Origin of the sequence: Lysobacter niastensis (genome assembly GCF_015453285.1) — a bacterium.
In the GTDB taxonomy this organism is placed as follows: domain Bacteria; phylum Pseudomonadota; class Gammaproteobacteria; order Xanthomonadales; family Xanthomonadaceae; genus Lysobacter_J; species Lysobacter_J niastensis.
The window spans coordinates 86,386-112,454 of sequence record NZ_JADLZT010000002.1; the positions used below are offsets into that span (position 1 = coordinate 86,386).

At 68.6% G+C, this 26,069-nt stretch carries 21 protein-coding genes; 11 read left to right on the forward strand and 10 right to left on the reverse strand.

Annotated features, from left to right (window positions below; genetic code table 11):
- Positions 1-20: 20 nt before the first annotated feature.
- The 3 genes from IU514_RS03125 (at position 21) to IU514_RS03135 (ending at position 2,103) form a co-directional block, all read left to right on the forward strand.
- Positions 21-710 carry a DUF4124 domain-containing protein gene (locus tag IU514_RS03125; RefSeq protein ID WP_228760461.1) on the forward strand — a complete coding sequence of 230 codons (690 nt, stop codon included), beginning with the start codon at positions 21-23 and terminating at the stop codon, positions 708-710.
- A complete protein-coding gene (locus IU514_RS03130) occupies positions 710-1,354 on the forward strand; it encodes a DUF4124 domain-containing protein (protein ID WP_228760462.1) in 645 nt (214 codons plus the stop codon). The genes IU514_RS03125 and IU514_RS03130 overlap by 1 nt, the downstream gene beginning before the upstream one ends.
- A gap of 71 nt (positions 1,355-1,425) precedes the next feature.
- Entirely contained in the window at positions 1,426-2,103 is a 678-nt protein-coding gene (locus IU514_RS03135; protein WP_194929625.1) for a VTT domain-containing protein, read from the forward strand.
- Positions 2,104-2,106: 3 nt separating this feature from the next.
- Here the strand turns inward: IU514_RS03135 and IU514_RS03140 are convergent, their stop codons facing one another.
- The gene (locus IU514_RS03140) at positions 2,107-2,883 is read right to left on the reverse strand and encodes an SDR family oxidoreductase (RefSeq protein ID WP_194929626.1); all 777 of its coding nucleotides are present in this window, start codon (positions 2,881-2,883) and stop codon (positions 2,107-2,109) included.
- A gap of 82 nt (positions 2,884-2,965) precedes the next feature.
- On the opposite strand from IU514_RS03140, the gene IU514_RS03145 reads away from it, so the two are divergent.
- Positions 2,966-3,184: a hypothetical protein gene (locus IU514_RS03145; RefSeq protein ID WP_194930012.1), complete on the forward strand. Its 219-nt coding sequence runs from the start codon at positions 2,966-2,968 to the stop codon at positions 3,182-3,184.
- A gap of 95 nt (positions 3,185-3,279) precedes the next feature.
- Here IU514_RS03145 and sppA read toward each other — a convergent pair whose 3' ends face one another.
- A complete protein-coding gene (sppA, locus tag IU514_RS03150) occupies positions 3,280-5,163 on the reverse strand; it encodes a signal peptide peptidase SppA (RefSeq protein ID WP_194929627.1) in 1,884 nt (627 codons plus the stop codon).
- 108 nt (positions 5,164-5,271) lie between these two features.
- Positions 5,272-6,651, reverse strand: a complete 1,380-nt coding sequence (locus IU514_RS03155) for an MATE family efflux transporter (RefSeq protein WP_194929628.1) — start codon at positions 6,649-6,651, stop codon at positions 5,272-5,274.
- 191 nt (positions 6,652-6,842) lie between these two features.
- On the opposite strand from IU514_RS03155, the gene IU514_RS18900 reads away from it, so the two are divergent.
- A complete protein-coding gene (locus IU514_RS18900) occupies positions 6,843-8,360 on the forward strand; it encodes a DUF3667 domain-containing protein (RefSeq protein ID WP_228760463.1) in 1,518 nt (505 codons plus the stop codon).
- A gap of 5 nt (positions 8,361-8,365) precedes the next feature.
- A complete protein-coding gene (locus tag IU514_RS03165) occupies positions 8,366-8,686 on the forward strand; it encodes a DUF4286 family protein (protein WP_194929629.1) in 321 nt (106 codons plus the stop codon).
- Positions 8,687-8,723: 37 nt separating this feature from the next.
- On the opposite strand, the gene IU514_RS03170 is transcribed toward IU514_RS03165, so the two are convergent.
- Positions 8,724-9,389: a DUF3106 domain-containing protein gene (locus IU514_RS03170; protein WP_194929630.1), complete on the reverse strand. Its 666-nt coding sequence runs from the start codon at positions 9,387-9,389 to the stop codon at positions 8,724-8,726.
- Positions 9,373-10,356: a sigma factor-like helix-turn-helix DNA-binding protein gene (locus IU514_RS03175; RefSeq protein WP_194929631.1), complete on the reverse strand. Its 984-nt coding sequence runs from the start codon at positions 10,354-10,356 to the stop codon at positions 9,373-9,375. Before IU514_RS03175 ends, IU514_RS03170 begins: the two co-directional genes overlap by 17 nt.
- Positions 10,357-10,806: 450 nt before the next feature.
- Between IU514_RS03175 and IU514_RS03180 the strand changes: the two genes are divergently transcribed.
- A complete protein-coding gene (locus tag IU514_RS03180) occupies positions 10,807-13,014 on the forward strand; it encodes a primosomal protein N' (protein WP_194929632.1) in 2,208 nt (735 codons plus the stop codon).
- Here IU514_RS03180 and IU514_RS03185 read toward each other — a convergent pair.
- The 3 genes from IU514_RS03185 to IU514_RS03195 all read right to left on the reverse strand — a co-directional run bounded on the left by IU514_RS03185 (position 12,948) and on the right by IU514_RS03195 (position 17,062).
- On the reverse strand, positions 12,948-15,476 hold the full coding sequence (locus IU514_RS03185) for a polyamine aminopropyltransferase (protein WP_194929633.1): 2,529 nt from the start codon (positions 15,474-15,476) through the stop codon (positions 12,948-12,950). The two genes, IU514_RS03180 and IU514_RS03185, sit on opposite strands and share 67 nt — an antisense overlap.
- A gap of 2 nt (positions 15,477-15,478) precedes the next feature.
- The gene (locus tag IU514_RS03190) at positions 15,479-16,216 is read right to left on the reverse strand and encodes a protein-L-isoaspartate(D-aspartate) O-methyltransferase (protein ID WP_228760464.1); all 738 of its coding nucleotides are present in this window, start codon (positions 16,214-16,216) and stop codon (positions 15,479-15,481) included.
- 72 nt (positions 16,217-16,288) lie between these two features.
- Positions 16,289-17,062 carry an NYN domain-containing protein gene (locus IU514_RS03195; RefSeq protein WP_194929634.1) on the reverse strand — a complete coding sequence of 258 codons (774 nt, stop codon included), beginning with the start codon at positions 17,060-17,062 and terminating at the stop codon, positions 16,289-16,291.
- Between the two features lie 118 nt (positions 17,063-17,180).
- Here IU514_RS03195 and tal point away from each other — a divergent pair, with 118 nt between their 5' ends.
- The 4 genes from tal (at position 17,181) to IU514_RS03215 (ending at position 21,892) form a co-directional block, all read left to right on the forward strand.
- Complete coding sequence (gene tal / locus IU514_RS03200) at positions 17,181-18,134, forward strand: transaldolase (protein ID WP_194929635.1); 954 nt, start codon at positions 17,181-17,183, stop codon at positions 18,132-18,134.
- 7 nt (positions 18,135-18,141) lie between these two features.
- Entirely contained in the window at positions 18,142-19,500 is a 1,359-nt protein-coding gene (locus IU514_RS03205; protein ID WP_194929636.1) for an MFS transporter, read from the forward strand.
- A gap of 67 nt (positions 19,501-19,567) precedes the next feature.
- Positions 19,568-20,620: a serine endopeptidase gene (locus IU514_RS03210; RefSeq protein ID WP_194929637.1), complete on the forward strand. Its 1,053-nt coding sequence runs from the start codon at positions 19,568-19,570 to the stop codon at positions 20,618-20,620.
- A gap of 45 nt (positions 20,621-20,665) precedes the next feature.
- Positions 20,666-21,892 carry an NAD(P)/FAD-dependent oxidoreductase gene (locus IU514_RS03215; protein WP_324187782.1) on the forward strand — a complete coding sequence of 409 codons (1,227 nt, stop codon included), beginning with the start codon at positions 20,666-20,668 and terminating at the stop codon, positions 21,890-21,892.
- Between the two features lie 135 nt (positions 21,893-22,027).
- Here IU514_RS03215 and rpoH read toward each other — a convergent pair whose 3' ends face one another.
- Both rpoH and IU514_RS03225 read right to left on the reverse strand, forming a co-directional pair.
- Entirely contained in the window at positions 22,028-22,918 is an 891-nt protein-coding gene (rpoH, locus tag IU514_RS03220; protein WP_194929639.1) for an RNA polymerase sigma factor RpoH, read from the reverse strand.
- A 175-nt stretch (positions 22,919-23,093) separates the two neighbouring features.
- Positions 23,094-25,991 carry a DUF748 domain-containing protein gene (locus tag IU514_RS03225; protein ID WP_194929640.1) on the reverse strand — a complete coding sequence of 966 codons (2,898 nt, stop codon included), beginning with the start codon at positions 25,989-25,991 and terminating at the stop codon, positions 23,094-23,096.
- Positions 25,992-26,069: the final 78 nt, after the last annotated feature.

Genomic DNA, 26,069 nt, shown 5'->3' on the forward strand with positions numbered 1-26,069 from the left:
GGGTGGCGCATGATGCGCGCATGACCCGAATGCGTGCCCGCATGTCCGCCCTGCTGCTGACCGCGACGGTGGCCGCGGTGGCCGGCGTGCATGCGGCCGAGATCACCATCTATCGCTGCACCGATGCTTCGGGCCACCTGACTCTCCGCGACACACCGTGCCGCAAGGGCGAGACCCAGCAAGCCCTGCAGATGCAGCGCCCCACCGATCCGCCGCGCCGGGCGAAGGCGCCGGCAACGCCGGCACCCGCTGCGGTCGAGGAGGACGAAGCGCCTGCGCCGTACGAGACCGCGGTGGTCCTGCAGCCGCGACCGATGTACGAATGCATCGACCTCGAGGGCGAGCCCTATCTGAGCGACACCGCCGAGGGCAACCCGCGCTGGGTCGAGCTGTGGGCACTGGGCTATCCGGTCGCCACCCAACGCAACCCGCTCGGCGACAACGTCGGCGGTCCAAGGCCTCGCCCGCCCGAGACTGGCCCCGGTCCGCCGCGCCTGCCGGTAGACGTGGGCCTGGCGATGACGCCCGGCAGCTGGATCCGCGACCCGTGCTATGCATTGCCTCCGGAAGAGATCTGCGCGAGGCTGCGCGACCACCGCTACGAACTCGGGCGTCGCTACAACAGCGCCCTGCAGAGCGAGCGTGCGCGCATCGACACCGAGCAGCGGCAGCTCGATGCGCGCCTGGACAACGAATGCGGAGGACGTTGATGCGGTATGCAGTGATGCGCAATGCGGTGATGCTGGCCCTGCTCGGCTTGGCCGGTGCCGCACCGGCGCAGGTCGTGATCTATCGGTGCACCGATGCCAGCGGCGCGGTCACGATCCAGAACGACACGCCCTGCCCCAAGGGCAGCCAGCAGCAGCGCCGCGTCGTCGGTGCCGCGCCCACGGGTTCATTGCCGCCGGTGGCCGCCCCCGCACCTGCACCGCACCCCACGCCGCACAAGCCGGCGCCGCCGGTCGAGCGCAAGGCGGCACCGCCCGCGCCTGCGATGACGCGCGACACGGCTGTCGACGATGCCGACCGCCTGCCGCCGCCGGTGCTGTACGAGTGCCGTACTTACGACAACGGCCGCTACCTCAGCGACGACGCCAAGCCACCGCCGCGTTGTGCGCCGCTGCGCGTCACCGACCTGGGTGGCGGCGATTCGCGCGTCGCAGGCTCCGCCTGCCAGACGGTCGAGGACCAGTGCCAGCGCATCCCCGACGGCGCACTGTGCGAGAACTGGCGGCAGCGCCTGCGCGAGGCCGAGTCGCAGCTGCGCTTCGGCGTCGTCGAGCAGCGCGAGCAGGCCCAGGCCGAGGTGGATCGCATGCAGCGCATCGTCCGCGAGAGCACCTGCGGCCGCTGACTCCCGGCACCTGGTTCCACACCTGGCCTTCTCCGGCATGCGGGCACACTGGCGATAACCCGGCTGCCCGCATGCCCATGCACGCAATCCCCCTGCGGCACGCCCTCCTGCAATGGCGCACGCTGGCCGTGCTGCTCGGCTTCGCTTTGCTCGTCGCGCTGCTGTCGGTCGATCGCGTCCATGCCTGGCTCGCGGCACTGCTGGCGACGGCGGAGCCGGTGATCGCCGCGTACCCGGTGTGGGGCGCGGTTGCCTTCGTCCTGGTGTCCGCGCTGTCGGCGATGCTCGCCTTCCTTTCAAGCGCGCTGCTGGTGCCGGTGGCGGTGTACAGCTGGGGCACGACGACGACGGTGCTGCTGCTGTGGCTGGGCTGGTGGCTCGGCGGCGCCTGCGCGTTCGCGATCGGCCGCCTGTTGCGGCGACCACTGGTGCATTCGGTGCGCACGCAGCGCCTGGTCACGCTCTATGTCGACCGTGTGCCGCGCAACGCGCGTTTTCCGCTGGTGTTCGTATTGCAGCTGGCACTGCCATCCGAAGTGCCCGGCTACCTGTGCGGCCTGCTCGGCGTGCGCTTCTCCACGTATGCGCCGGCGCTGATGCTGGCCGAGCTGCCCTACGCGATCGGCACGGTGATGGTCGGCCAGGGCCTGATCGAACGCCAGGCCGGCATGCTGATGGCGGTCATCGCCGCCGGCCTCGCGCTGAGCCTGGGCGCGGTATGGCTGCTGCGTCGCTGGGTGAAGCGCTGATCGCTAGAAGCCGTAGCGCAGGAACCCGCCGTCCACCGCGATGCATTCGCCGGTGATGTAGCCGGCCGCCGGCAGGCACAGGAACGCCACCGCGGCGGCGACTTCCTCCGGCTCGCCGATGCGGCCCAACGGCGTGCGCAGCAGCACCTCGTCGAGATAATCCGGATCGGCGAGCTTGTCGGACGTCCGGCGCGTGCGGATGTACCACGGCGCGACCGCGTTGACGCGCACCCCGTCCTCGGCCCATTCGACCGCGAGGTTGCGCGTCATCTGGTGCATCGCCGCCTTGCTCATGCCGTAGGGCGCACCGGTACGCACATGGGTGATGCCGGACACGCTGCCGACGTTGACGATGCTCGATGCGGCATGGCGCGCCAGCAGCGGGTGGGCGTAACGCGACAGCTCGAACGCCGAGAACACATTGACCTCGAACACCTGGCGCCACTCGTCCTCGGTGTAATCGGTCGAGGGCTTGGTGAGGTTGCCGCCGGCATTGTTGACGAGGATGTGCAGCCCCTCGCCGAAGTCCTCGACCCAGTCCAGCAGTTCGCGTCGCTGCTCGTCGTCGGCGACGTCGGCGGTGAACGTCTGTATCTCGCGCTCGGGATGGTCCTCGATCAGTTCGGCACGCGCGGACTCCAGCGCGGTGGCGTCGCGCGCCACCAGCAGCACATCGGCGCCGAAGCCGAGCAGTTCGCGCGCGATGGCGCGGCCGATGCCGGCACTGCCACCGGTGACCAGCGCGAGTTGTCCGTCCAGGCGCCAACGCTTCGGATCCATGTCCACTCCGTGATGACCGTGCCCACCAGCCGGGTTGCCGCCGGCCGGGGTAGCATAGCCGCGGGCCAGGCAGGGAACCGACATGACGCGTGCGAGGATCGGCTGGGTAGTCTGCGGAATCACGGCGGCGATGCTGCTGCCGGGATGCGAGAAGCCGGAGAAGGAACGCCGTCCGGAGCCGCAGGCGACGGAACTGCGCGACGCGATCCAGGCCCCCATCCAAAAGGCCAAGCAGGTCGACACCGACGTGCAAGAAGCGGCCGACCAGCAGCGCGAGGCGATCGAGGCACAGGGCGGCTAGCCCGCAGCGCTAACTACCCGCCGCACCCTCTCCCTTCTCCCGTGCGCGGGAGAAGGGGCCGAAGGGGAGGATGAGGGCGCCTTCCCGGCGTCAGGTCAAAGCCCGCAGAAGCAGTGCGCCAGCGCCTTCACCGGCACGCCGCGGGTCGGCGTGATCGCGCCTTCGAGGAAGCGCAGGTCGTTCGCGGCCTGCGGCGAGGCCTTGGCGAGCAGCCGCTGCGCGATGTCCGAGTGGCTCAGCCAGGCGCCGCCGATGCGGCTTTCGGCAAAACCGGCGAAGAAACGCTCGAACGGCGTCGCCGTCTTCTCGACGTAACGCACCTGGTAGTCGCCGCTCTTGCCGAGCTTGGCGCGAGTGGCGGCGAAATCGACCGCCTGCTGCAGGCCGCCCAGCTCGTCAACGAGCCCGCGCTCCTTCGCCTGCGCGCCGCTCCACACGCGGCCGCGCGCGATCTCGTCGACCTGTTCGACCGGCTTGCGGCGAGCATCGGCGACGCGGCCGGTGAAGTCGCGGTAACCCTTGTCGATCACCGACTGGATCACCTGCCCGACTTCCGGCTGCAGCGGCCGGGTGATGTCGAACGCGCCGGCGAAGCGCGTGGTGCCTACGCCGTCCGAGTGCACGCCGATCTTGTCGAGCGCGCGCGGCAGCGTCGGGATCAGGCCGAAGATGCCGATCGAACCGGTGATGGTCGAAGCATCGGCGTAGATGCGGTCGGCATTCATCGAGATCCAGTAGCCGCCCGACGCGGCGAGGTCGCCCATCGACACCGCCACCGGCTTGCCCGCCTTCTTCAGCTCGACGATCTCGCGACGGATCTGCTCGGATGCGAACACCTCGCCGCCCGGCGAATCCACGCGCAGTACGACCGCCTTCACCTTCTCGTCGTCGCGCGCTTCGCGCAGCAGCTCAGCCGTGGTGATACCGCCAACGCGGCCCGGCGGCTGTTCACCACCGGCGATTTCGCCCTCGGCCACGACCACCGCCACCTGCGGACGCGGATCGACCGCCTGCAGTGCGGTGTCCAGGTGATTCAGGTATTCGTCCAGCGACACCTGGCGGAAGCCGCCGTCGGCATCGTCGTCGGCAATGCCGCGCTCCTTGAGCAGGTCATCGACCTGCTCGCGCGTCTTCAGGCCGTCGACCAGCTTGGCCTGCAGCGCGTACTTGGCGAGATCGCCCTGCACGGCGGCGATGCCTTCGGGCAGCTGCTCGATGCCTTGCGCGAGCTGGGCGGCGTCGAGCTTGCGTGCCTTGGCGACGTCGGCGAGGTAGCGCTGCCAGACATCGTTCATCCAGTACAGGTCCGCTTCCTTGGCCTCGGGCGAAGCGGCGTCGAGCACGTACGGTTCGGCGGCGGACTTGTACTCGCCGACCTTGAACAGGTGCACGTCGACGCCGAGCTTGTCCTGCAGCGCCTGGCGGTAGTACGTGCGGTAGCGGCCGAGGCCTTCCAGCACCATGCCACCCATCGGATCGAGATAGACCTCGCTGCCCTGCGCGGCGAGCAGGTACTGCTTCTGGTCCATCATCTCCGAGAACACGACGACCTGCTTGCCGCTGGCCTTGACCCGCGCGATCGCGTCGGCGACCTCGCGCAGCGAAGCCATGCCAGTGGGCTGCAACTCATCCAGCCGCAGCACGACGCGCTCGATGCGCTTGTCGGTGCGGGCAGACTCCAGCGCGCGCATCAGGTCGCGCTGCTGCACTTCGCCGCCACGCTCGCCGAGCGCACGGCTCAGCGCGCGCGTGGCCGGATCGCTGCTGTATTGCTCGACCAGGGCGCCCTGCGGCGCGATCACCAGCGTGGAGCGGTCGAGCAGCGGCTTGGTGCGCTGGCCGGAACCGAGGATGGACAGGAACAGGATCAACAACGCGAAGAACAGCAGGTTGAGGATCAACCGCCGGGTGAAGTTCATCGCATCCCACAAGCCGATGAAGAAGCGGGCGATCGGGCCGCGACGTGCAGGGACATTCATTGCAAAGGCTCCTTGACTACGACCGCAGCGTACTCGCAGGCGGTGCCGGATTCACCCGCCATTCGTAACACGGAACAGCGGCACCGGATCCGGCATGCCCACCTGTGATTACGGACCCCGCATCATCAGCCGGTCGGGATGACTGGAGCGCACGAAGCGCGTGCACAGCAGCACCGCGGCCACGGTCAGGCCGGCGATCAGCCCGACCCACATGCCCTTCGGCCCCCACCCCAGCCCCAGCCCGAGCCCGGCGCCGAGCGGCATGCCGATGCCCCAGTAGGCCAGCGCCGCCAGCACCATCGGCACGCGTGTGTCCTTCAACCCGCGCAGCGCGCCGGCCGACAGCACCTGCACGCCGTCGGGGAACTGGAATGCCGCCGCATACAGCAGCAGCGACGCGGCCAGCGTCGCCACCGCGGCGTCGCGCGTGTAGAAACCCACCAGCAGTTCGTTGCTGGTCAGCAGCACGATGCCCGACAGCAACTGCGTGCCAAGCACGATCGCATAACCGGCCCAGGCCGCGCGGCGCACGCCATGGAAGTCGCTGCGGCCGAGCGCGTGTCCGACGCGCACCGTGGTCGCCTCGGCCAGGCCCATCGGCACCATGAAGCACAACGCCGCCAGGTTGATCGCGATCTGGTGCGCGGCCGCCGGCACCTGGCCGAGCCGGCCCATCAGCAGCGCCGTGGCGATGAACAGGCCGCCTTCCATCAGGATCGTCACGCCGATGGGCAAGCCGGTCGAAAGCAGGTCGCGGATGGTCGGCCAGTGCGGCGCGTCGAAGCGCTCGAACAGGCGCAGGTCCTTGAAGCGCCTGGCGCGGGCCAGCACGATGAAGAAGCCGATCGCCTGCAGCCACAGCATTGCGGCCGATGCGAACCCGAGTCCGCCGGCACCGAGTTCAGGGAAGCCGAAGCGCCCGAACGTCAGCACGTAGCCCAGCGGCGCAAGCACCAGCAGGCCACCTGCGCTGAGCAGCATCGTCGGCAGCGTCCAGTGCAGGCCTTCGCTCAGGTAACGCATCGTGAAGAACAGCGTCAGCGCCAGCACGCCCCAGCGGATGCCGTGCAGGAAGGCGGTGACGCCCGGGATGATCTCGGGCGCAATGCCCATCGGCCCCAGCGCCAGCGGGATGAAGCTCAGGAAGGCAAACAGCAGCACGCCCAGCCCCAGCGCCAGCCACAGCGCCTGGCGGAACACCGCGCCGATCTCGCCGCGACGGCCGGCGCCGTCGAGTTGCGACACCGACGGCGGCACCGACAGCAGCGTGCCGATCGGCACCATCATCGGCAGGTACCACAACGCCGTGCCGATCGACACCGACGCCAGCGTCGAGGTGGAGTGGTGACCGGCCAGCACGTTGTCGACGAAACCGATCAGGCCGGTGGACACGTGCCCACCCACCAGCGGCGCGGCCAGCCAGGCGGTGGTGCGGATTTCGGCCGCCAACCCCTTGCGGGAGGCGGACGTGACGGAAGGATGCGACATGCGACAGCTCAAGCGCGCGACTGCGGCCGCGCGTCCGCATCCGGTGTCGGGCGCTGGCGCCGGGTCGTGGCGGCCCGCTATCTTAGCCGCCTGATCTGAACAGGCGGTTCACACCGTCGGCACGTTCGATGCCCGAAACGGCATCGCGCGGCCCGCGCGTTCGAACGCCGCGCTCCGGGAACAGGAACGAAATGAGTCAGTCCGACCACGCCGTGCCCAGCCATTGCGAGAACTGCCATGAACCGCTGCATGGCCATTACTGCCATGCCTGCGGCCAGTCGGTGATCAATCCCGTGCGCCACGCCGGGCATGCGCTGGAGGAAGTGCTCGAGTCGTTCTGGCACCTGGACGGCCGCATCTTCCGCACGCTGCGCGACCTGATGTCGCCGGGCCGCGTTGCCGCCAACTACCTTGCCGGCCATCGCGCGCGATATGTCGCACCGCTGCGCCTGTTCGTGATCCTCAGCGTGCTGTCGTTCTTCGTCGCGCAGTTCGCGATCCGCGTCGAAACCGGCTCGCCGGCGACGCCGGTGGTGCAGACCGACGGCGACGACGACGGCGACGTCATCGTCCGCACCGAGAAGGACGACAGGAAGCTCCAGAAGGCTGACTCCATCGCCGAAGTCGAGAAGATCCGCGCCGAAACGCTGCAGGAATTGGCACAGGCGCGCGAGACGATCCCGGCGGTCGTGCCCGGCGCGCGCAAGGGGCTGGATGCAGCGATGCAGGCGATCAACCGCAAGGCCGACCAGCGCGTTGCAGAACTGAGCAAGAAGCAGGGCCTGAGCGCCGCGCAGGTCGAGGCCGCCAAGGCCGAGGCCGCCGCCGCGCGCAAGGACCAGGCCCGTATCGAGGCCGGCGGCACGGCCAAGAAGCCGATGCTGGAAACCGCGCCGACGCTCGCCGACGTCGAACGCCTGCGCGACGAGAAGCTGAAGGTGCGCCAGGAGCGCCTGGCCAAGCTTCCGGCCGATGCAGCGACTGCACGCAAGGTCGAACTGCGCGAGATCCGCGCCGCCAACCTCGCGGCTGGCTGCCGTGCCGCGCAACTGCAGATCGAGCACGCCACCGCCACCGAAGGTCCGCGCAAGCGCAATGCCTCCGACGATGCGCGTGCTTACGGCGAGACTGACTGCGACAGCGTCGATTTCAACCTGTTCGGCACCGAGCCGTGGGACGAGGAAACCAATCCGCTGCGCATCGATTCGGCACCGGATTTCGTCAACCGCTGGATCAACCGCCAGATCGCGCACGGACGCGAGAACGTCGCGCGCACGCAGAAGGACCCGAGTCTGTACTTCCGCGCGCTGGTCGGCGCGATACCTTCGGCCCTGTTCCTGCTGGTGCCGGTATTCGCGCTGCTGCTCAAGCTCGCCTACCTCGGCTCCGGACGCGTCTATCTCGAGCATCTGGTCGTCGCGCTCTACAGCCACGCCTACATGTGCCTGGTGATGCTGGCGTTCTTCCTCGTGCTGGTGCTCGACCATGCGATCGCCCCAAAGTGGGCCGGATTCGGCTGGATCAGCGGGCTCATCGGCACACTGCTGTGGCTTTGGCTGCCCGTCTATCTGCTGCTGATGCAGAAGCGGGTCTACGGCAACGGCTGGCCGGTGACGGTGCTGCGCTACCTGGTGATCGGCACCTGTTACTTCATGCTGCTGTCATTCGCGGCCGCCGTGCTGGCAATCGCCAGCTTCGTCAGGATGTGACGGCCATGGCGGCGGGCGTGCTGTACGCGGTATCGCTGGATGTCGATTCCGCCGTGATCGACGAATACCTGGTGTGGCTGCGCGCCCACATGCGTGAGATCGCGGCGTTGCCCGGCTTCACCAGCGCGCAGCTGTTCGAGCAGGACGAACCGCCGGCGCAGCCAGGGCGCGTCGCCCTGAGCGTGCATTACACGCTGCGCGACGAACAGGCGCTCGCCGATTACCTGCGCGACCATGCACCGCGCATGCGCGCCGACGGCCTGGCCAGGTTCGGCGGGCGCTTCAATGCCACGCGGCAGGTGTTGCGACAGATCGACGCGGCCTAGGGCCTGTTGACGCTATCGGGATAGGCCTAGCCGCACGTCAGCGCGCCAGCCGCGTCCGCAGCCAGTCGTCGCGATTGATCGGCGCGGTCGCCTGCAGTTCGCGGCGCAGCTGGGCACGTTCGTGTGGCGGCGTGCGCCGCACCAGCACCGAGAGATCGGCGCGCTGCTGCGGTGCCATCGTGCGCAGCACCTGAAGCATCGCGCGGTGCTCCTCCGGCGGCAGTTGTGCCAACAGTGGCTGCAGCACCGCGTAATCCGCGCCGAGCAGCGGTCCCAGCAGCCAGCCACGCTGCTGGCTGCGATCGAGCGCTTCGAACTCCCGATGCAATGCCTGCTGCTCGTCGGACGGCAGCGCGGCATAGCGCTGCATCGCCGCTTGCACGTCGGTGCGCTCGGCGGGCGTCAGCGCGCGCCAGGCGGCGTAGCGCTCGCGCTGCCCGCCGCGATCGGCTGCGGGCAGTGCCTCCCAGTCCTTCAGGCGCACCGCGAAGGCGTCGCGTTCGCCGGCAGACCAGTTCATCCACTGCGCGGCGCGCTGTTGCAGGAGGACGCGGGCTTCGGCCGGCAGGTTCGGCAGGATGTCGGCGAAATCGCCCAGCACGGCGGTGGCGGCCAGGCCCGGGCCGGCCACCAGGCAAGCCATCAACGCGGCGAGCCGTGCCCATCGTGGACGGTGACGCACGCGATCAGGACCCGGCTGCATCGTCGTAATCCTCGGTGGTTTCCAGGCGCGAAGCGTCCTCGCCCGGTAACGGTGCTTCGCCCGGTTCGGTCGGCACCATGGCCACGGGATGCAGGCCGGCGTCGCGCGCAGCGAGCCAACTGTAGAAGCCCAGCTCGCGCGACTGCGCGCGGCCGTCGGGATCGGCGAGCAGTTCGAAGTCGCGATTCGACAGCGTCGCCGCCTCCGCTCCATAGCGCGAGGCCGGCTCCTCGACGGCCGCGAGCGGCTCGACGCGGATCTGGCGTCCCGCCAGCCCTGCGAATCCGCCGCCCGGCCACCAGAACGTGGCGGCGAAGGCGATCGCGCACAGCGCCAGCAGGCTCCACAGCGCCGGCATCAGCCAGCGCGGACGCCCCTTGGCCACCACGCCAGCCGGCGCCCGTGCAGGCGTGGCCGGCGCTTCGCCACGCAGCGCCGCCTCGCGCCGGCCCGCCAGGCGCAGCAGCCGATCCGGCGAAAGGGCCTTGATCCGGCGGTGGATCTCGTCGCGCAGCCGCTGCCAGGCCTCGGCGTCCGGCTGCCCGGCGGCGTCGCGCGGCAGAGCCCGCTGCAGGGCCAGCCGGTAGGCCGCGGGCGTCACGCCCAGCGCAGTCGCCGCTTCTTCCTCCGGAAGGCCGGCCGCCAGATGCAACAGCAGCGCGGCGCGCGGGCCGCTTCGCAGTTCGGCGAGACGGTCGCTGGCCGCCAGCGGCAACGTGACCTCGCTGCGGTAACGCAACCGGGGCTGGGCCAGCAGCAGTGCCCAGAATCGCCCTGGCCAGTCCGGCATCGCCAAGGCCGCGGCCTCAACACGGAAGCGCCGCATGGCCTCATCCAGCGCGGCGTCGCCGTCGCCGGCATCGCCGGACTGGAGCTCGGCCAACACGGCGCCCCGGCGTTCCACGCCGCGCAGGAAAGCCGCCAGCGCCGCAGACGACGCCGTATTCGAAACGGGGGAAGGACTCATCGGGACGGCATCACCATGGCCGAATCATAACGGGGCGGCCTTCGGGCAAAACCGCTTGACACATCTTGAAAACCAGCCTCCCCCACGTGGGTCATGGGTTGCGCGGCGAAATCGGTTGTGCACAGCAGTAAAAGCCTGACCGCAGGACATTTCCGCTGGAGCGCGTGAAGACGTACGTCACTTTTGTTTCACAATCAAGTTGTTGATTTTTATATGATTATCCACGTTGGCACTTTTTTCGCCATCGTGGGGAGAGGCCTTGTTACAGCGTGATCAGCCTGTTCTGCCGACCCGCCATGCACAGACTTATCCACAAATGATGTGGATAAAGGTGAATTTTGTTGTAACACATAGGGTTGCGTGAGCTTTGTCACGAAATGCGAAGCTATGGGTTGCAACCTGTAAGCGCGCTTGAAGGCGCTGGACGACCCCGACCGATAGACTGCCGGAATGCCGCAGGCCCCCATTCAGTCCAACCCGTCGACCCCGGTGTGGAAGGTGGCGCTGCCGCTGCCGCTGCCCCGGCTGTTCGACTATCTGCCGCCGGAGGGCGAGGCCGCCACCGAGGGCGACGTCGGCCTGCGGGTACGGGTTCCGTTCGGCAGCCGCGAGCTGGTCGGTGTCGTCGCCGCGGTGGCGGCTGCGGACGGCGACAGCCCCGACCTGAAGGCGGCGCTGGACCGGCTCGACCCCGAACCGCTGTTCCAAGGCGAGCTGCTGGAGTCCCTGCGCTGGCTCGCCCGCTACACCCATGCGCCGCTCGGCGAGGTGCTGGCGACCGCGCTGCCCGCGCCACTGCGCCGCGGCGAACCGCTGCCGGACACGCATGCCTGGGCTTGGCAACTCACCGAAGCCGGGCTGACCGCGCGCGAGCGCCTCCGCGCAGGCAAACCGCGCCGGCTGGCCGACCGGCTCGCCGCGGGCCCTTGCGACGAAGACCTGCTCGACGAATCCGAAGACGACTGGCGCAGCGCCGCCCGAGCGCTCGCCAAGCGCGGGCTGGCCGAGCGGGCCGCCATCCCCGCCGTGCCGCGGGCACCGGCGCCGCAGCCGGGTCCTGCGCTCAATGCCGAGCAGCAGGCCGCCGTCGATGCGGTGACCGCCGCCAGCGGCGGGTTCGCCGCACTGCTGCTCGACGGCGTCACCGGCAGCGGCAAGACCGAGGTCTACCTGCACGCCATCGCCGACTGCCTGGCGCGCGGCCGCCAGGCGCTGGTACTGGTGCCCGAGATCGGACTGACGCCGCAGACGCTGGCGCGTTTCCGCGCCCGCCTCGGCGTGCCGGTGCATGCATTGCACTCGGGCCTGGGCGATGGCGAACGCGCGCGCACCTGGATGGCATTCGCGCGGGGAGAGGCCCGCGTCGTCGTCGGCACGCGTTCGGCGGTGTTCCTGCCGCTGCCGGAGGCCGGGCTGATCGTCATCGACGAGGAACACGACGGCAGCTTCAAGCAGCTCGACGGCATCCGTTACCACGCCCGCGACTTCGCATTGGTGCGCGGCAAGGCGCTGGGCGTGCCGGTGCTGCTCGGCAGCGCGACGCCGTCGCTGGAATCGCTGCGCAATGCACAGGCCGGGCGTTTCCAGCACCTGCGCCTGCGCGAGCGTGCAGGCGCGGCGCAGCCGCCGCGCGTGCGCGTGATCGACGTGCGCAAGCGGCCGCTCGACGCAGGCCTCTCACCCGAGTTGTTCGACGCGATCGGACATGCGCTCGATGCCGACGGCCAGGTGCTGGTATTCAAGAACCGCCGCGGTTACGCCCCGGTGCTGATATGCCACGACTGCGGCTGGAGCGCGCAATGCCAGCGCTGCGACGCTCCGATGACCGTGCACGGCGGCGGGCGTCGCCTGCAATGCCACCACTGCGGCGCGCGGCGTCCGGCACCGGACGCATGCCCCGATTGCGGCGGCCTGGCGCTGCAGGCACAGGGCGCGGGCACCGAGCGCATTGAGGAAGCTTTGACGGCGCGCTTTCCCGACGTGCCGGTGCTGCGCATCGACCGCGGCACCACGCAGCGGCGCGATGCGCTGGAGCAGCACCTGGCCCGGTTCGGCAGCGAGCGCGGCATCCTGGTCGGCACGCAGATGCTGGCCAAGGGCCACGACCTGCCGCAGCTCACGCTGGTCGCGGTGGTGGGCATTGACGAAGGCCTGTTCTCGGCCGACTTCCGCGCACCGGAGAAACTCGCGCAGCTGCTGATCCAGGTAGCGGGACGCGCCGGACGCGCGCAGCGGCCCGGCGAAGTGCTGTTGCAGACGCACCATCCAGCGCATCCGCTGCTCGCGACGCTGCTCGCAGGCGGCTACGGCGCCTTCGCCGATAACGAGCTGGCACAACGCGAGGAAGCCGGTTTCCCGCCGTTCGCGCACTTGGCGATGCTGCGTGCCGAAGCCAGGCACACCGATGCGTGCGAAGCGTTTCTAAGGGCCGCGCGAGAACGCCTGCGCGATGCCGATCCATCGCTCGAACTGCACGGACCGCTGCCGGCACCGATGCCGCGCCGCGCCGGTTACCAGCGCATGCAGCTGCTGTTGTCGTCGCCCGAGCGGCGCACGCTGCACGCGTCGCTCGATAGCGCATTGCCCGCGATCTACGCGTTGCCGGAAGCGCGCAAGGTGCGCTGGTCGCTCGACGTCGATCCGCTCGACCTGTACTGACCGCCGCGCCAGACCCACGCCGCGAATACGTACAGCGCCAGTGCGATCAGCAACGTCGCGCGCAGCCCGAACGCCATCGACAACAGCAGCGCCGCGATCGCGGCAATCACCGACGCGCAGCCATTGATGCCCCATGCCCACGGCACCAGGGCCGGCGCGCTGCGTGCCAGCCGCGCCAGGCCCAGCGGGAACGGCATGCCCATCGCGAACGCCAGCGGCGCAATGCCGGCCAGCCCCAGCAGCGCACGCGCCCACACCGGCCAGGCCGCCGCGAACTCGAGGGCCACGTGGAACATCGCGAACTGCCACAGCAGTCCGAAGGCGATCACGTGCACGGCCCAGCGGATCCGGCGCGCGATGCCGGCATCGGATGTGGCGGCTTCCTCAGCAGGGCCCTCGCGTCCCAGCCAGCGTTGCGCCTGCAGGCTTCCGAGTCCCGCGCACAGCAGGAACGCCGCCAGTCCGGCGTTCACCGCCAGCAGTGGATGCCCGACCAGCAGCGTCAGCCGCGACAACGTCGCGATCTCGATGAAGAGGAATGCCAGACCGAGTGCAAGGAAGTAGCTCGCCGCGCGCCAGCGCGAAGGCGCCCACGCTCCTTCAGCGGCGGCACCATCGCCGCGCGGCAGTGCGCGCAACGGCAGCAGCACGAGCAGCAACGCGATCGGCAGCGCCTGCACCAGCGCCGCGACCAGAAGCAGATATCCGGAGTCCATCAGCACCGCGCTGCCCTGTTCGCGCAGGCGCCACAACTCGGGCAGGCTGCGCCAGCGGAAGAAGTGGCCGAAGTAAGGCCGGTCATCGGTGGCGGGTGCGATCTCGAACTTGTAGTCGCGCACGTATTCACGCGCCTTCGGCGCCAGCAACGCGTCGACGCCCTCGTACAGGGTCGGGGGCTCCAGCACGTGGAAACGATCGGCCGCAGGCATGCGATAGCCGGACACGTGCACCGGATCGAAGCCGCGCTCGTCGATGAACGTACGCAGCCCCGACAACGCGTTCGCATCCAGCGGCTCGCGCGCGATCACCCAGGTGCTCGCGTCCCAGTTGCGGATCGCCGCCAGGTACCGGGCCGGATCCCGGACACCTCGCTCGCGCAGCGCCTCGATCGCGGTGGCGAACAGCTTCAGCTCGTCGCGCGGCGGCTGCTTGTTCCAGCGTGTCACCACCACCATGCCTTGCGGCGTCAGCCGGTCCAGATAGTCGTGCATCGCCTCGACGGTCAGCGCGTACTGCTCGGAGGCCGCCTGCACGCCTGCCCCGGTACTGGCGAAGGAATCGCCACCGCCGAGCACGATCAGGTCGTAGCGCCGGGGCGTCGCCCGCACGTACGCGCGCGGCTCGGCGACGATCGCGCGCACCCGACGATCGCGGTACAGATTGCCGGAATAGCCCGCGTAGATGTCGCGCACCAGGTGCAGCCGCTGCGGATCGAGCTCGACCGCATCCACCTGCGCGGCGCCCATCTGCAGCGCCTGCAGGACGTCGAGGCCGCCTCCCGCTCCGAGCACGAGCACCGATCGTGGCGCACGCATGCGATAGGGAAGGGCCGACGTCATCACCCCCAGCCATTCCCGCGCGCACGCCGTGCCGTCATCGTGGACGATCACCGACATCGCATCGCCATCGGTGTACAGGCCCAGCTGCATCGGCGGTTCCAACGCATAGCCGAGGCTGAGTCCCGGCGCATGGCGCAGCGGCACGCGCGGACTTTCGAGCACGGCCAGGGAGCCGTAGGGGCCTGAGCGGCGCGCAAGCACGCGCGCCTGCGGCAACAGCAGCGTCTTGCTGAGCCCCTTGTACTCGTTCGCGCGGGGTGCGGTCAGCTGTCCGGGCAACAGCAGCACCAGCAATGCCGCGACCACGACCGCAGCGAACTGCAGGCGCCTGCGCTGAGCCACCAGCATGGCCGCGCACGGTGCGCACAGCGACGCCAGCACCAGACCGCGCCCTTCCGGCAGCCAGGTCAACGCCAACGCGGCCAGTGCGCCGGCACCGGCACCTATCAGGTCGGCGCCGTACAGCACCGGAATGCGCGACCCGTGCCGCGCGAATGCCAGGCCAAAGCAGCAGGCGGCGAAGAAGAACGGAACCGACAGCAGTAGATATAGCGCGCTGAGCCAGAGCAACTGGCGCGGGTCCCACGCCAGCTCCAGCCCGTTGAACGGGATCCAATGCGCCAGCATGGGCACCAGCGTCGCGGTCAGACCGAACAGCAGTGCACACGTGGCGAACGCGCTGTCGAACACCGTATCCAGTCGGGAACGCGTGCGCCCCAGCCACAGGCTCAACCAGGTGCCGCTGGCGCCGTGGCCGAGCAGCGCCAGGCTGATGATCATCACCGCGAACGGATGCCAGTGCTCGATCGCCAGCCAGCGCATCAGCAGCAACTGGTAGGCGAGCGCGGCCGCGGACACCAGCGCTATCGCGACCGCCAGCGGCCAGGGGCGCGGCTTGCCCACGCTCAGTGCCCGCCGGTCAAAGGAACGAATCGCACCGGCAGGATCTGCCGCGTGCGCACGCGGCCTTGCGCGTCCTTCTGCACCAGCAGCAATGTCTGCGTGAAGAAGCTGCTGCCCACCGGGATCACCAGGCGCCCGCCCGGCTTGAGCTGCGCGAGCAAGGGCGGTGGGATCGACGAGGCCGCGGCCGTCACGATGATCGAATCGAACGGCGCCGCGTCCTTCCACCCGTAGTAACCATCGCCGGTGCGGGTGACGACGTTGCGATAGCCGCGCAGGCGCTGTGCGGCCTGCGCCGCCAGCGGCTCGATGATCTCGATGGAGTGCACGCTGGCACCGGACTCGGCCAGCACGGCCGCCTGGTAGCCCGAGCCGGTGCCGATCTCCAGGATCCTCTGTCCGGCACGCGGCTGCACCAGCGTGGTCATCAGCGCGACGATGTAGGGCTGCGAAATCGTCTGCCCATGACCGATGGCCAGCGGCCGGTTCTCGTAGGCATGAGCCAGCTCATCCTTCGGCACATAGAGGTGCCTCGGCACGCGCCCCATCACCACCAGCACGTCGCTGTCGATGCGGGTCAGCGAGCCGGCATCACCGCGCGCCTCGGCCTGCAGCTCGGCGATCAGGGCGCGACGTGGCGCGGCGTAAGGATCGCGGGTCTGCGCCGGAGCGAGCGCGCAACACAACAGCGCCGCCAGGGCGGCGTAACGCATCCAGCCGGTGGTGGCGGCGCGTCGCATCCGGGAAGTCTAGGGTGAGGCGCGTTAGAGAGGCGTTTGCGACGGAGGCGTCCCGCGCAGCCGTATCGCTGCTCACTCGGGGGCCTTCTTCGCGATGGCCTTCGCCGTCCTGGCCCGCGCCCCCGGCCGGGCCCGCGAGCGGATCCACACGATCTGGTTGTCGCGACGCACCTCGAACAGTTCGGTGGCCTCGATCAGGTCGCTGAGCTTGCGGTAGCCGTAGTTGCGCGAGTCGAACGAGGCCTGGTTGCTGATCTGGTGTCCCACCGCACCCAGGTGCGACCAGCCATCGTCGCCGCTGGCCGACTCCACCGCGCTGCGCAGCATCTGTACCAGCCGGGTATCGCCGCGCAACTCCTTCGCCGGTTTCGGTTGCGTGGCCGCCTGCGCCACGCCGGTGCTGCTGGGCGGTACCAGCGCTTCGAGGTAGGTGAACTTGGAACAGGCGTTGACGAACGGCTTGGGCGTCTTCTGCTCACCGAATCCGTAGACCTTCAGCCCGTCGTTGAGCAGCCGCATCACCAGCGGAGTGAAGTCGGCATCGCTGGTGACGATGGCGATGCCATCGAGATTGCGCGCGTACAACAGGTCCATCGCGTCGATCACCATCGCCATGTCCGACGCGTTCTTGCCGCTGCTGTAGGCGAACTGCTGCATCGGGCGGATCGCGTACTCGTGCAGCGTCGCCTCCCAGCCTTTCAGGTGCGGGCTCTTCCAGTTGCCGTACGCGCGGCGCACGTTGGCAATGCCATAGCGCGCGACCTCGGCGAGGATCACGTTGATCTTTGCCGCGGGCGCGTTGTCGGCATCGATCAACAGGGCAATGCGGCGTTCCGGTTCGGCCATGACGCCCCTCCATCGGACGGCTTCCGGCTGGAACAACGCAACAACCGCCGCGTAAAGGTCGCGTGCATGACGCGCGCCCGGCAATCGCGCAGAATGCGCAAAACGCACCGATGCCCCCATGACCAGCCAGCTCGAACAGCTCCGCGCCCTTTCGGCCGTGGTCGCCGACACCGGCGACATCGAGGCCATCGCCCGCTTCCAGCCCCTGGACGCCACCACGAACCCGTCGCTGCTGCTCAAGGCGACCTCGCTGCCGGCGTACGCGCCGCTGATCGACGCCGCCATCGCCAAGGCGCGGGGCGACGACCTGCAGGCGCGCGTGGCCGACGCAGGCGATCGCCTTGCCGTGGCCGTCGGCGCCGAGATCCTCAAGCTGATCCCGGGCCGGGTTTCGACCGAGGTTGATGCGCGTCACAGCTTCGACACCGCCGCCACGCTGACGCAGGCGCACAAGCTGGTCGACCTGTACGAGGCCGAAGGCATCGGCCGCGACCGGCTGCTGATCAAGATCGCCTCGACCTGGGAAGGCATCCGCGCCGCCGAGCAGCTCGAACGCGAAGGCGTCCATTGCAACCTGACGCTGCTGTTCTCGTTCGCGCAGGCGGTTGCCTGCGCCGAGGCGGGCGTGTTCCTGATCTCGCCCTTCGTCGGCCGCATCCTCGACTGGCACCTGGGCAACGATGGGGAACGCCCATCGACGCCGCAGGACGACCCCGGCGTGCAGTCGGTCACCCGCATCTGGAACCACTACAAGCGTCACGGCTTCAAGACCGTGGTGATGGGTGCGAGCTTCCGCAACACCGCACAGGTGCTGGCGTTGGCCGGTTGCGACCGGCTGACGATCTCGCCGGACCTGCTGGCCGAACTGGCCGCGCAGGAGGGCGACGTGCCGCGCGCGCTGGCGGATTCCGGCCAGCGCAGCGACGCGCTGCCGCCGCTCGACGAGAACGCCTTCCGCTGGCAGCACAACGAGGATCCGATGGCGACCGACAAGCTCGCCGACGGCATCCGTCGCTTCGCTGCCGACCAGCGCAAGCTCGAGGCGCTGCTCGCCGGCCGCATGCAGGGCTGACCCGGGGATGACGGCCGCCACTGAAGCGCTGACGCCGGCCCGCCGCCTGCGCAGCATCTTCAGCGGTTCGGTCGGCAACCTGGTGGAGTGGTACGACTGGTACGCCTACTCGGCGTTCGCGATCTACTTCGCCCCGCACTTTTTCCCCAAGGGCGACACCACCGCGCAACTGCTCGACACCGCCGCGGTGTTCGCGGTCGGCTTCCTGATGCGCCCCGTCGGCGGTTGGCTGATGGGTCTGTACGCCGATCGCCATGGCCGCAAGGCAGCGCTGATGTTGTCGGTGCTGCTGATGTGCGCGGGCTCGCTGCTGATCGCCATCGCACCCGGCTATGAGCGCATCGGCATCGCCGCGCCGGCACTGCTGGTGTTCGCGCGGCTGCTGCAGGGGCTCAGCGTCGGTGGCGAATACGGCACCTCCGCGACCTACCTCAGCGAGATGGCGCATTCGCAGCAACGCGGATTCTGGTCGAGTTTCCAGTACGTGACGCTGGTGATGGGGCAACTGCTGGCGCTGGCCCTGCTTGTGATCCTGCAGCGCGCGCTGCTCAGCGAGGAGCAGTTGCACGACTGGGGCTGGCGGATCCCGTTCGTGTTCGGTGCGCTGTGCGCGGTGACCGCGCTGTACCTGCGCCGCGGCATGCAGGAGACCGAGTCCTTCGCCATCGCGCGCCGTAGCGAAGGCCCGCGCGGCAGCCTGCGCGTGCTGTTGCAGCATCCGCGCGAAGTGCTGACCGTGGTCGGCCTCACGCTGGGTGGCACGCTGTCGTTCTACACGTTCACGACCTACCCTCAGAAGTTCCTCGTCAACACCAGCGGTTTCAGCAAGGCCGATGCGACGCTGGTCTCGGCAGCGTCGCTGCTGGTCTTCATGCTGTTGCAGCCGCTGGTCGGCGCGCTGTCGGACCGCGTGGGCCGACGCCCAATCCTGATCGCCTTCGGCGTGCTCGGCACGCTGTCGACCTACACCATCCTCAGCGGCATCGCCGGTGCGACCAGCGTGTGGAGCGCTTTCGCCTGGGTGATGACGGGACTCGTGATCGTCAGCGGCTACACGTCGATCAATGCAGTGGTGAAGGCGGAGCTGTTCCCGGCGCACATTCGCGCGCTCGGCGTCGGCCTGCCGTACGCGCTGACCGTGTCGCTGTTCGGCGGCACCGCGGAGTATGTCGCGCTGTGGTTCAAGCAGGTCGGGCACGAATCCTGGTTCTACTGGTACGTCACCGCCTGTGTCGGTGTCTCGCTGTCGGTTTACGTGCTGATGCGGGATACACGCGACCATTCGCGCATTGATCGAGATGCCACGGAGCCGGCGGGTGATATCGATGTGTCGCAGGTGGCGTTGCCTCCGGATCGCGCCTGCTGATCGACAACCGTTTGCAACACTGCACTACCATTCCGGCACAACGCGTGCCCGAGACAAGGATGAGACGATGAGCAAATCCCTGCGCCTATCCGAGAAGTGGTTCCGCCGGGGCCTGTGGGTGGTGTCGCTGGTGTTCGCCGGCTTCCTGATCGGCCTCGGTAGCACCATCGTCGGCGACCTTCCGAAGGTCGAGCACCAGCTCGAACTCGACGACTTCATCGATCGCGCCGCCGCCGAGCCGCTGCGCAATACCATCCGCGCCAGCGAGGCGGCCGAGCAGAAGGCCGCCCGCGACCTCGAACAGAGCGAGCTCGCCCTGGACGTCGCGCAGCAGGCCAATCGAGCCGCGCGCGAGACGTTCTCGAACTGGCTGGCCACGCGCCAGGTCACCGCGCAGCCCGACCAAGATGCCGAGCTGATCGCGCGCACCAAGGGGTTGGACGCGCTGAAAGCCGAGGAGGACAAGGCCGAGCGTCGTGCCGCCGCGCAGCGCCAGATCGCGCTGGACGCGCGTCAGGCGCGCGAGCAGGCGGAACAGCGCCTGGCCGTGCTGAGCGCGCAGGCGGAAGAACGCCTGCAGGCGGAGTACCGCAAGGTCGAACTGCGCGTGTTCGCCTATCGGCTGGCCCTGACGCTTCCGCTGCTGGTGATTGCCGGCTGGCTGTTCGCGAGGAAGCGCCGGAGTACGTGGTGGCCGTTCGTGTGGGGTTTCGTTTTCTTCGCACTGTTCGCGTTCTTCGTGGAGCTGGTGCCGTACCTGCCCAGCTATGGCGGCTACGTGCGCTACGTCGTCGGCATCGTTGTGACCGTGCTGGTGGGGCGATATGCGATCCTCGCCCTCAACCGCTATCTGGAACGGCAGCGGCAGGCCGAAGCGCAACCCGACACAGTGCGGCGCAGCGAGCTCAGCTACGACACAGCGTTGGGCAGGCTGGCCAAGAGCGTGTGCCCGGGCTGCGAGCGGCCGCTTGATCTCAAGAACACCGCCATCGACTTCTGTCCGCACTGCGGCATCAACCTCTTCCACGGCTGTGGCGGTTGCGAGACGCGCAAGAGCGCATTCGCCCGCTTCTGCCATGCCTGCGGCAGCGGCGATGCCGCCCAGCACGCCATGCCCTGACCGAGGGAGGCCGCAATGAACGCCCCTTCCCGCACTGAGATAGTCATTGTCGGTGGCGGCTTCGCCGGCCTGTGGGCGACGCGCGCCCTCGCCGGCGACAACATCCGCATCACGCTGATCGACCGCCGCAACCATCACCTGTTCCAGCCGCTGCTGTACCAGGTCGCCACCGCTGGCCTGTCCTCGCCCGACATCGCCGCGCCGCTGCGCCACATCCTGCGCCGGCAGCGCAACGTGGAGGTGCGGCTGGGCGAGGTCACCGGCATCGACGCGGCGGCGCGCACGGTGGCGCTCGCCGATGGCGACGTGCTTGCGTACGACTATCTGCTGCTCGCCAGCGGCGCGACCCACGCGTACTTCGGCCACGACGAATGGAGCGGCGACGCACCAGGACTGAAGACGCTCGATGACGCGCTGGCGATCCGTCGCCGCCTGTTGATCGCATTCGAGCGCGCCGAAGCCTGCGACGACCCCGCCGAACGCGCGGCCTGGCTCAACTTCGCCGTTGTCGGCGGAGGGCCCACCGGCGTCGAACTCGCCGGCACGCTGGCGGAGATCGCGCGGCACACGCTCAAGCGCGAGTTCCGCCGCATCGATCCCTCGCAGGCCCGCGTGCGGCTGATCGAGGCCGGCCCGCGCGTGCTGGCCTCGTTCCCCGAATCGCTGTCGGAGAAAGCACGGCGGCAACTGGAAAAGCTTGGCGTCGAAGTGGCGACCGGCACGCCTGTCAGCGCGATCGACGCGCGCGGCTACACGTTGGGAGATACGTTCGTGCCGGCACGCACGGTGCTGTGGGCCGCCGGCGTCGCCGCTTCACCGCTCGGTGCGCTGCTCGACGCCCAGCGCGATCGCGCCGGACGCGTGCTGGTCGAACCCGACCTCAGCGTGGCGGGGCATCCGGAGATCTTCGTCGCCGGTGATCTCGCCAGCGTGCAGCAGAACGGCAAGCCCGTACCCGGCGTGGCACCGGCAGCCAAGCAGATGGGATCGCACGTCGCGCGTGCCATCCGCTCGCGCATCGCTGGACGCGCGCCGCCGGCATTCCGCTATCGCGACTTCGGCAACCTCGCCACGATCGGCCGCATGGCCGCGGTAGTCGACCTGCACGGCTTCAAGCTGTCAGGCCTGCTGGCGTGGTGGTTCTGGCTGGCCGCGCATGTGTTCTTCCTGATCGGCTTCCGCAACCGCCTGATCGTGCTGATCAACTGGGCCTGGGCGTACTGGAGCTACCAACGCCACGCCCGGATCATCCTCGGCGGCGACAAGCCGTAGCGAACAAAGCGCCCTCATCCGCCCTGCGGGCACCTTCTCCCGCGCGCGGGAGACGGCTGGGGTGTGGGCAGAAGGATCACCAAAGCAAACGGCCCGGAAATCCGGGCCGCTGCATGACACGCTCTATGGTGAGGCTTACGCCGCGAACAGCGCGCGCATCTTCTTCAGCGCGTTGGCTTCGATCTGGCGGATACGCTCGGCGCTGACGCCGTACTCGTCGGCCAGCTCCTGCAGCGTGATCTTGCTGTCGGCGTCCAGCCAGCGGCGCTTGACGATGTCGCGCGAACGCTGGTCGAGGCCGGCCAGACCCTCGCGCAGCAGGCCGAGCTGGTTGTCTTCCTCGTCCGCACGCTCGTAGGCCTGCGAAGGATCCTCGCTGTCGGCGCGCAGGTAGGCGGCCGGCGACGGCGGGGCGTGCTCGTCGTCCTCGTCGGCCGGGGCGTCGAAGCCGATGTCACGGCCGGACAGGCGCGACTCCATCTCCAGCACTTCGCGCTCGGAGACGTTGAGGTCCTGGGCGACCAGGCGCACTTCCTCGGCGTTCATCCAGCCCAGGCGGGTCTTGGACTTGCGCAGGTTGAAGAACAGCTTGCGCTGGGCCTTGGTCGTCGCGACCTTCACGATGCGCCAGTTCTTCAGGATGAACTCGTGCATCTCGGCGCGAATCCAGTGCACCGCGAAGCTCACCAGGCGCACGCCCTGCTCCGGGTCGAAACGCTTCACCGCCTTCATCAGGCCGATGTTGCCTTCCTGGATCAGATCGCCCATCTGCAGGCCGTAGCCGTTGTAGCCGCGGGCGACGTGCACGACGAAGCGCAGGTGCGAGTGCACCAGTTCACGGGCGGCGTCGAGGTCCTCCCCGTCGCGGAAGCGGCGGGCCAGTGCCTGCTCGTCCTCTGCGGTCAGCACCGGGATGCGGTGCACCGCGTTGACGTAGGCGTCCAGCGAACCGAGCGCCGCCAGCCCGTTGAAAGCGGGAACCGGCAGGTTGTTGGCGATGAGGGCGGTGGAGGGAGTCTGGGTCATGGCAGGCATCTTAGCAGTCGGGTTCTATGACTGCTAAAGGCCCCAGGAGTTCCGCAGTGTTGCACCGCTGGAACGCCGACCGGCCCCTGACAGCCCAGAACAGCGGGAGAGCCTGCCAAAGCGGGCGTAGGGCTAGGTCAACCGGGCAGAAAGCTGAACAGGTGATTCAACTTACTCACTCCAGCCCCAGCTCGATACGCACCTGGCCCTCCTGCTCGGTCGGCGGTTTGCCGGCGGCGGTCACGAAGACACGTGTCGGGTCGAGTTCGCCACCGGCGAGCAGGGCCTCCTGGATGGCATTGGCACGCGCCTGCCCGAGGGCGGTGAGTTCCGCCTCGCCGACCTTGTAATGGTCGATCAGCTCGGTCCTGAGCCAGGCGGCCTCGCCTTCGTCGCGTGCGGCGCGCCGCTCCTTTCGGCTGGCTTCCTCGGCCGCCGGAGCCTCTTGCGTTTCCGGCAACTTCGGCCGCTCGCCCATCTCCTGCTTGTAGAGCTTTGCGAGCAGTTCGGCCCGGCGCTCCGGATCGAGCTCATCCAGCGACGTCAGCCCTTCTTCCTTGCGTCGGCCGAGCGGTGCCATCGCCTGCACGATCTTCTTCTCGGCCAGCGCTTCTGGATCGGCGGGCGCCAACGTGGCGGTGGGGATCTCGATCTTCACCGCGGGCCGATCGACCAGCCCCTTGGCCAGGTTGCCCAGACTGGCGCGCGCTTCCTCGCCCAGATCCGCGGAGCCCGGCGCGAACGCGACGTACTGCGCCTTCTCCGCGCCCTTGAACAGCGAACCGATCCAGTCGAACGGCGCGGTCACTATCTTCACGAGCAGGTTCTTGATGATCTGCCAGATCACCGGCCACACCCGGAACTTCGGATCGTCGAGCGTGCCGGCCACCGGCACCTGCAGGTCAATCACGCCATGGCGGTCTTTCAGCAATGAAGTGGCCATCCGGATCGGCAGCGACACCTTGTCCTTGCTGTCGGTCGCCTCGCCCCATTCGAGCTGGTCGATGACGACGTGGTGCTCGGCCGCCAGGTTGCGGTTGTTGATCTCGTAGTGCAGGTCTGTATTGAGCTTGCCCTTGGCGATGGCGTAGCCGGCCCAGCGCCCGGAGTACGGATTGAACAGTGGCAGCTCGATGTTCTTGAACGACATCGCGATGTCGGTATAGCGGTCGTACGCGAGCGGACTGGTCTTGCCGCGTATGACCACGGGCGAGAAGCGGTTGATGACCTGGCCGCGCAGGTCGATCGTGGACACCGCGTCGGCCTTCGTCGAGAAATCGCTGATGGTGCCTGCCAGTGCCGAGATCTTCGCGCGGAAGTTCGGGTCGATCGAGTAGTCGGCGAAGTCCATCACGCCGTCGTCCAGGCGCAGACGGCCGATCTTTATCGGCATCTCGGGCTGCGCCGAGGTCGACGCAGGCAGCGTGGTATGGGCCGGCGTGGCGAATGCACGCGCCAAATTGAAGTTGCGATCCGGGGTTATGAATACGCGCATGTTCGGCTTGCGGGCGTGGATGCGCTCGATCGACAGCGCGTCGGGGGCCTGCGTGTAGCGCACGCCGTCGGCATCCAGCTTGGCCCACGAGATCAGCTCACTCTGGTCGGCGACCTCGATCACTTCGAAGTCCGTCACCGTCGCCGATCCGCTGAAGCTGATCGACGGACCCGGCGCGTCATCCGGCAACAACACCAGTTGCCCCTTGGCGCCGGCGTCGCCGGAACGCAGCGTCAGCTTCGGGTAGTCCGGCAGGTAACCCTGCACGTCCTTCAGCGGCATGCCCGCCACCTCGACATGCAGGTCGGCGGCCATCGTGTCGAGCACGACCTCACCTTCGATGCTGGCGGTCGCCTTGCCGTTGATCGTGGTCTGCGCGGTGATCGGCGCGGGTTTGGTGGTGTCCAGGCTTCCGGCTTTCGCCGACAGCGTCAGCGGCGCGAGCTTGAACGTGGCCGCTGGCTTAACCGTGCGATCCTCGAACTCGACGTCGCCCTGCTTCACCTCGATCCGGCCGACGTTGGTCTTCCACTTCGCCGCGGCGCCCGCGCGTGTCACCGCGAGAGGTTGCGGCGGCGCCGCCATCAGCCGGTCGATGTTGAACGAGCCGTCGGGATCCAGCCACGCCTTGGCTTTCAGGCCATCGATGCGGACCGCGTCGATGTCGATGCTCTGGCGGGCCAGCGACAGGCGCATGTTGTCGAGCGCGACCGACGGCACCGTGACCCAGTCGTCGCCGGCGCCGCGCGCGCGCAATCCGAGATCCGTGGCGACGGCCTTCGACATCGCGACATCGAGTTTCGTACCGGCGTTGGGCTGTACCGCGAAGTCGTAGCGCCCAGCGAAATCGATGCTGCCGCGGCTGAGCTGGAACGGCAGCTCCTCGCTGAGGAACTCGTACGCGGTGCGCGCCTTCAGTTTGCTCACCGCGATGCGACCATTGGAGGCGATCGGTTCGAGCGACAACTTGCCTTGCCAGTCGAAGCGTTCGCCATCCTCGCTCACCGCGTGCAGCGTGAATCCTCCGCTCTCGTCGCGCGTGCGGAAGTTCTTCAGCGTGAACTCGATCGGCGACAGCTGCTTCTCCGGCTTCAATGCACGGCTGCGATCGGCGAAGTCGATGCGTCCGTGCGACACCGACAGCTCGTCGATCCAGACGTTGGGCATCGGCTCGTCGCGCTCGTCCTTCGGCAGCAGCTCCGCGAGGTTCAGCGATCCGTCGGGACGGATGATCGCGCGCGCGAACGGACCGTCCAGGCGCACTTCGCGGAAGACATAGCCGCGCTTCCACAACGACGACACCTGGAAATCGGCATGCACCTGCTTCAAGGCGACCATCGGCTGGCGATCCTTTGGGTCGTCGATCGCGATGCCGTCGATGTCGAGCTGGAAATTGAACGGGTTGAAGCGGACCTCGCCGAGCTTGAGGTCCTTTCCCAGCTCTTCGCGGACGTACTTGGGCGCCTGCCAGTGGATCAGGCGCGGCACACCCCAGAATCCGCCCGCCGTATACAGGCCGAACGCCAGCAGCGGCAGCACGACCGCGAGCAACATCCAGGGCTTGATCCAGCGCAGCATGGCTCGCTTCCCGAGTGCGGACGGGTCGACGTGCCGTCGCAGGTTATTCACCGGGGGGTAAACGTCTTGTCGTGACCG

What these genes read in the sequence shown, in the direction of transcription:
- IU514_RS03125 (WP_228760461.1), top strand. Translation starts at nt 21, where the DNA reads ATGACCCGAATGCGTGCCCGCATGTCCGCCCTGCTGCTGACCGCGACG.
- IU514_RS03130 (WP_228760462.1), top strand. Translation starts at nt 710, where the DNA reads ATGCGGTATGCAGTGATGCGCAATGCGGTGATGCTGGCCCTGCTCGGC.
- IU514_RS03135 (WP_194929625.1), top strand. Translation starts at nt 1,426, where the DNA reads ATGCCCATGCACGCAATCCCCCTGCGGCACGCCCTCCTGCAATGGCGC.
- IU514_RS03140 (WP_194929626.1), bottom strand. Translation starts at nt 2,883, where the DNA reads ATGGATCCGAAGCGTTGGCGCCTGGACGGACAACTCGCGCTGGTCACC.
- IU514_RS03145 (WP_194930012.1), top strand. Translation starts at nt 2,966, where the DNA reads ATGACGCGTGCGAGGATCGGCTGGGTAGTCTGCGGAATCACGGCGGCG.
- sppA (WP_194929627.1), bottom strand. Translation starts at nt 5,163, where the DNA reads ATGAATGTCCCTGCACGTCGCGGCCCGATCGCCCGCTTCTTCATCGGC.
- IU514_RS03155 (WP_194929628.1), bottom strand. Translation starts at nt 6,651, where the DNA reads ATGTCGCATCCTTCCGTCACGTCCGCCTCCCGCAAGGGGTTGGCGGCC.
- IU514_RS18900 (WP_228760463.1), top strand. Translation starts at nt 6,843, where the DNA reads ATGAGTCAGTCCGACCACGCCGTGCCCAGCCATTGCGAGAACTGCCAT.
- IU514_RS03165 (WP_194929629.1), top strand. Translation starts at nt 8,366, where the DNA reads ATGGCGGCGGGCGTGCTGTACGCGGTATCGCTGGATGTCGATTCCGCC.
- IU514_RS03170 (WP_194929630.1), bottom strand. Translation starts at nt 9,389, where the DNA reads ATGCAGCCGGGTCCTGATCGCGTGCGTCACCGTCCACGATGGGCACGG.
- IU514_RS03175 (WP_194929631.1), bottom strand. Translation starts at nt 10,356, where the DNA reads ATGAGTCCTTCCCCCGTTTCGAATACGGCGTCGTCTGCGGCGCTGGCG.
- IU514_RS03180 (WP_194929632.1), top strand. Translation starts at nt 10,807, where the DNA reads ATGCCGCAGGCCCCCATTCAGTCCAACCCGTCGACCCCGGTGTGGAAG.
- IU514_RS03190 (WP_228760464.1), bottom strand. Translation starts at nt 16,216, where the DNA reads ATGCGACGCGCCGCCACCACCGGCTGGATGCGTTACGCCGCCCTGGCG.
- IU514_RS03195 (WP_194929634.1), bottom strand. Translation starts at nt 17,062, where the DNA reads ATGGCCGAACCGGAACGCCGCATTGCCCTGTTGATCGATGCCGACAAC.
- tal (WP_194929635.1), top strand. Translation starts at nt 17,181, where the DNA reads ATGACCAGCCAGCTCGAACAGCTCCGCGCCCTTTCGGCCGTGGTCGCC.
- IU514_RS03205 (WP_194929636.1), top strand. Translation starts at nt 18,142, where the DNA reads ATGACGGCCGCCACTGAAGCGCTGACGCCGGCCCGCCGCCTGCGCAGC.
- IU514_RS03210 (WP_194929637.1), top strand. Translation starts at nt 19,568, where the DNA reads ATGAGCAAATCCCTGCGCCTATCCGAGAAGTGGTTCCGCCGGGGCCTG.
- rpoH (WP_194929639.1), bottom strand. Translation starts at nt 22,918, where the DNA reads ATGACCCAGACTCCCTCCACCGCCCTCATCGCCAACAACCTGCCGGTT.
- IU514_RS03225 (WP_194929640.1), bottom strand. Translation starts at nt 25,991, where the DNA reads ATGCTGCGCTGGATCAAGCCCTGGATGTTGCTCGCGGTCGTGCTGCCG.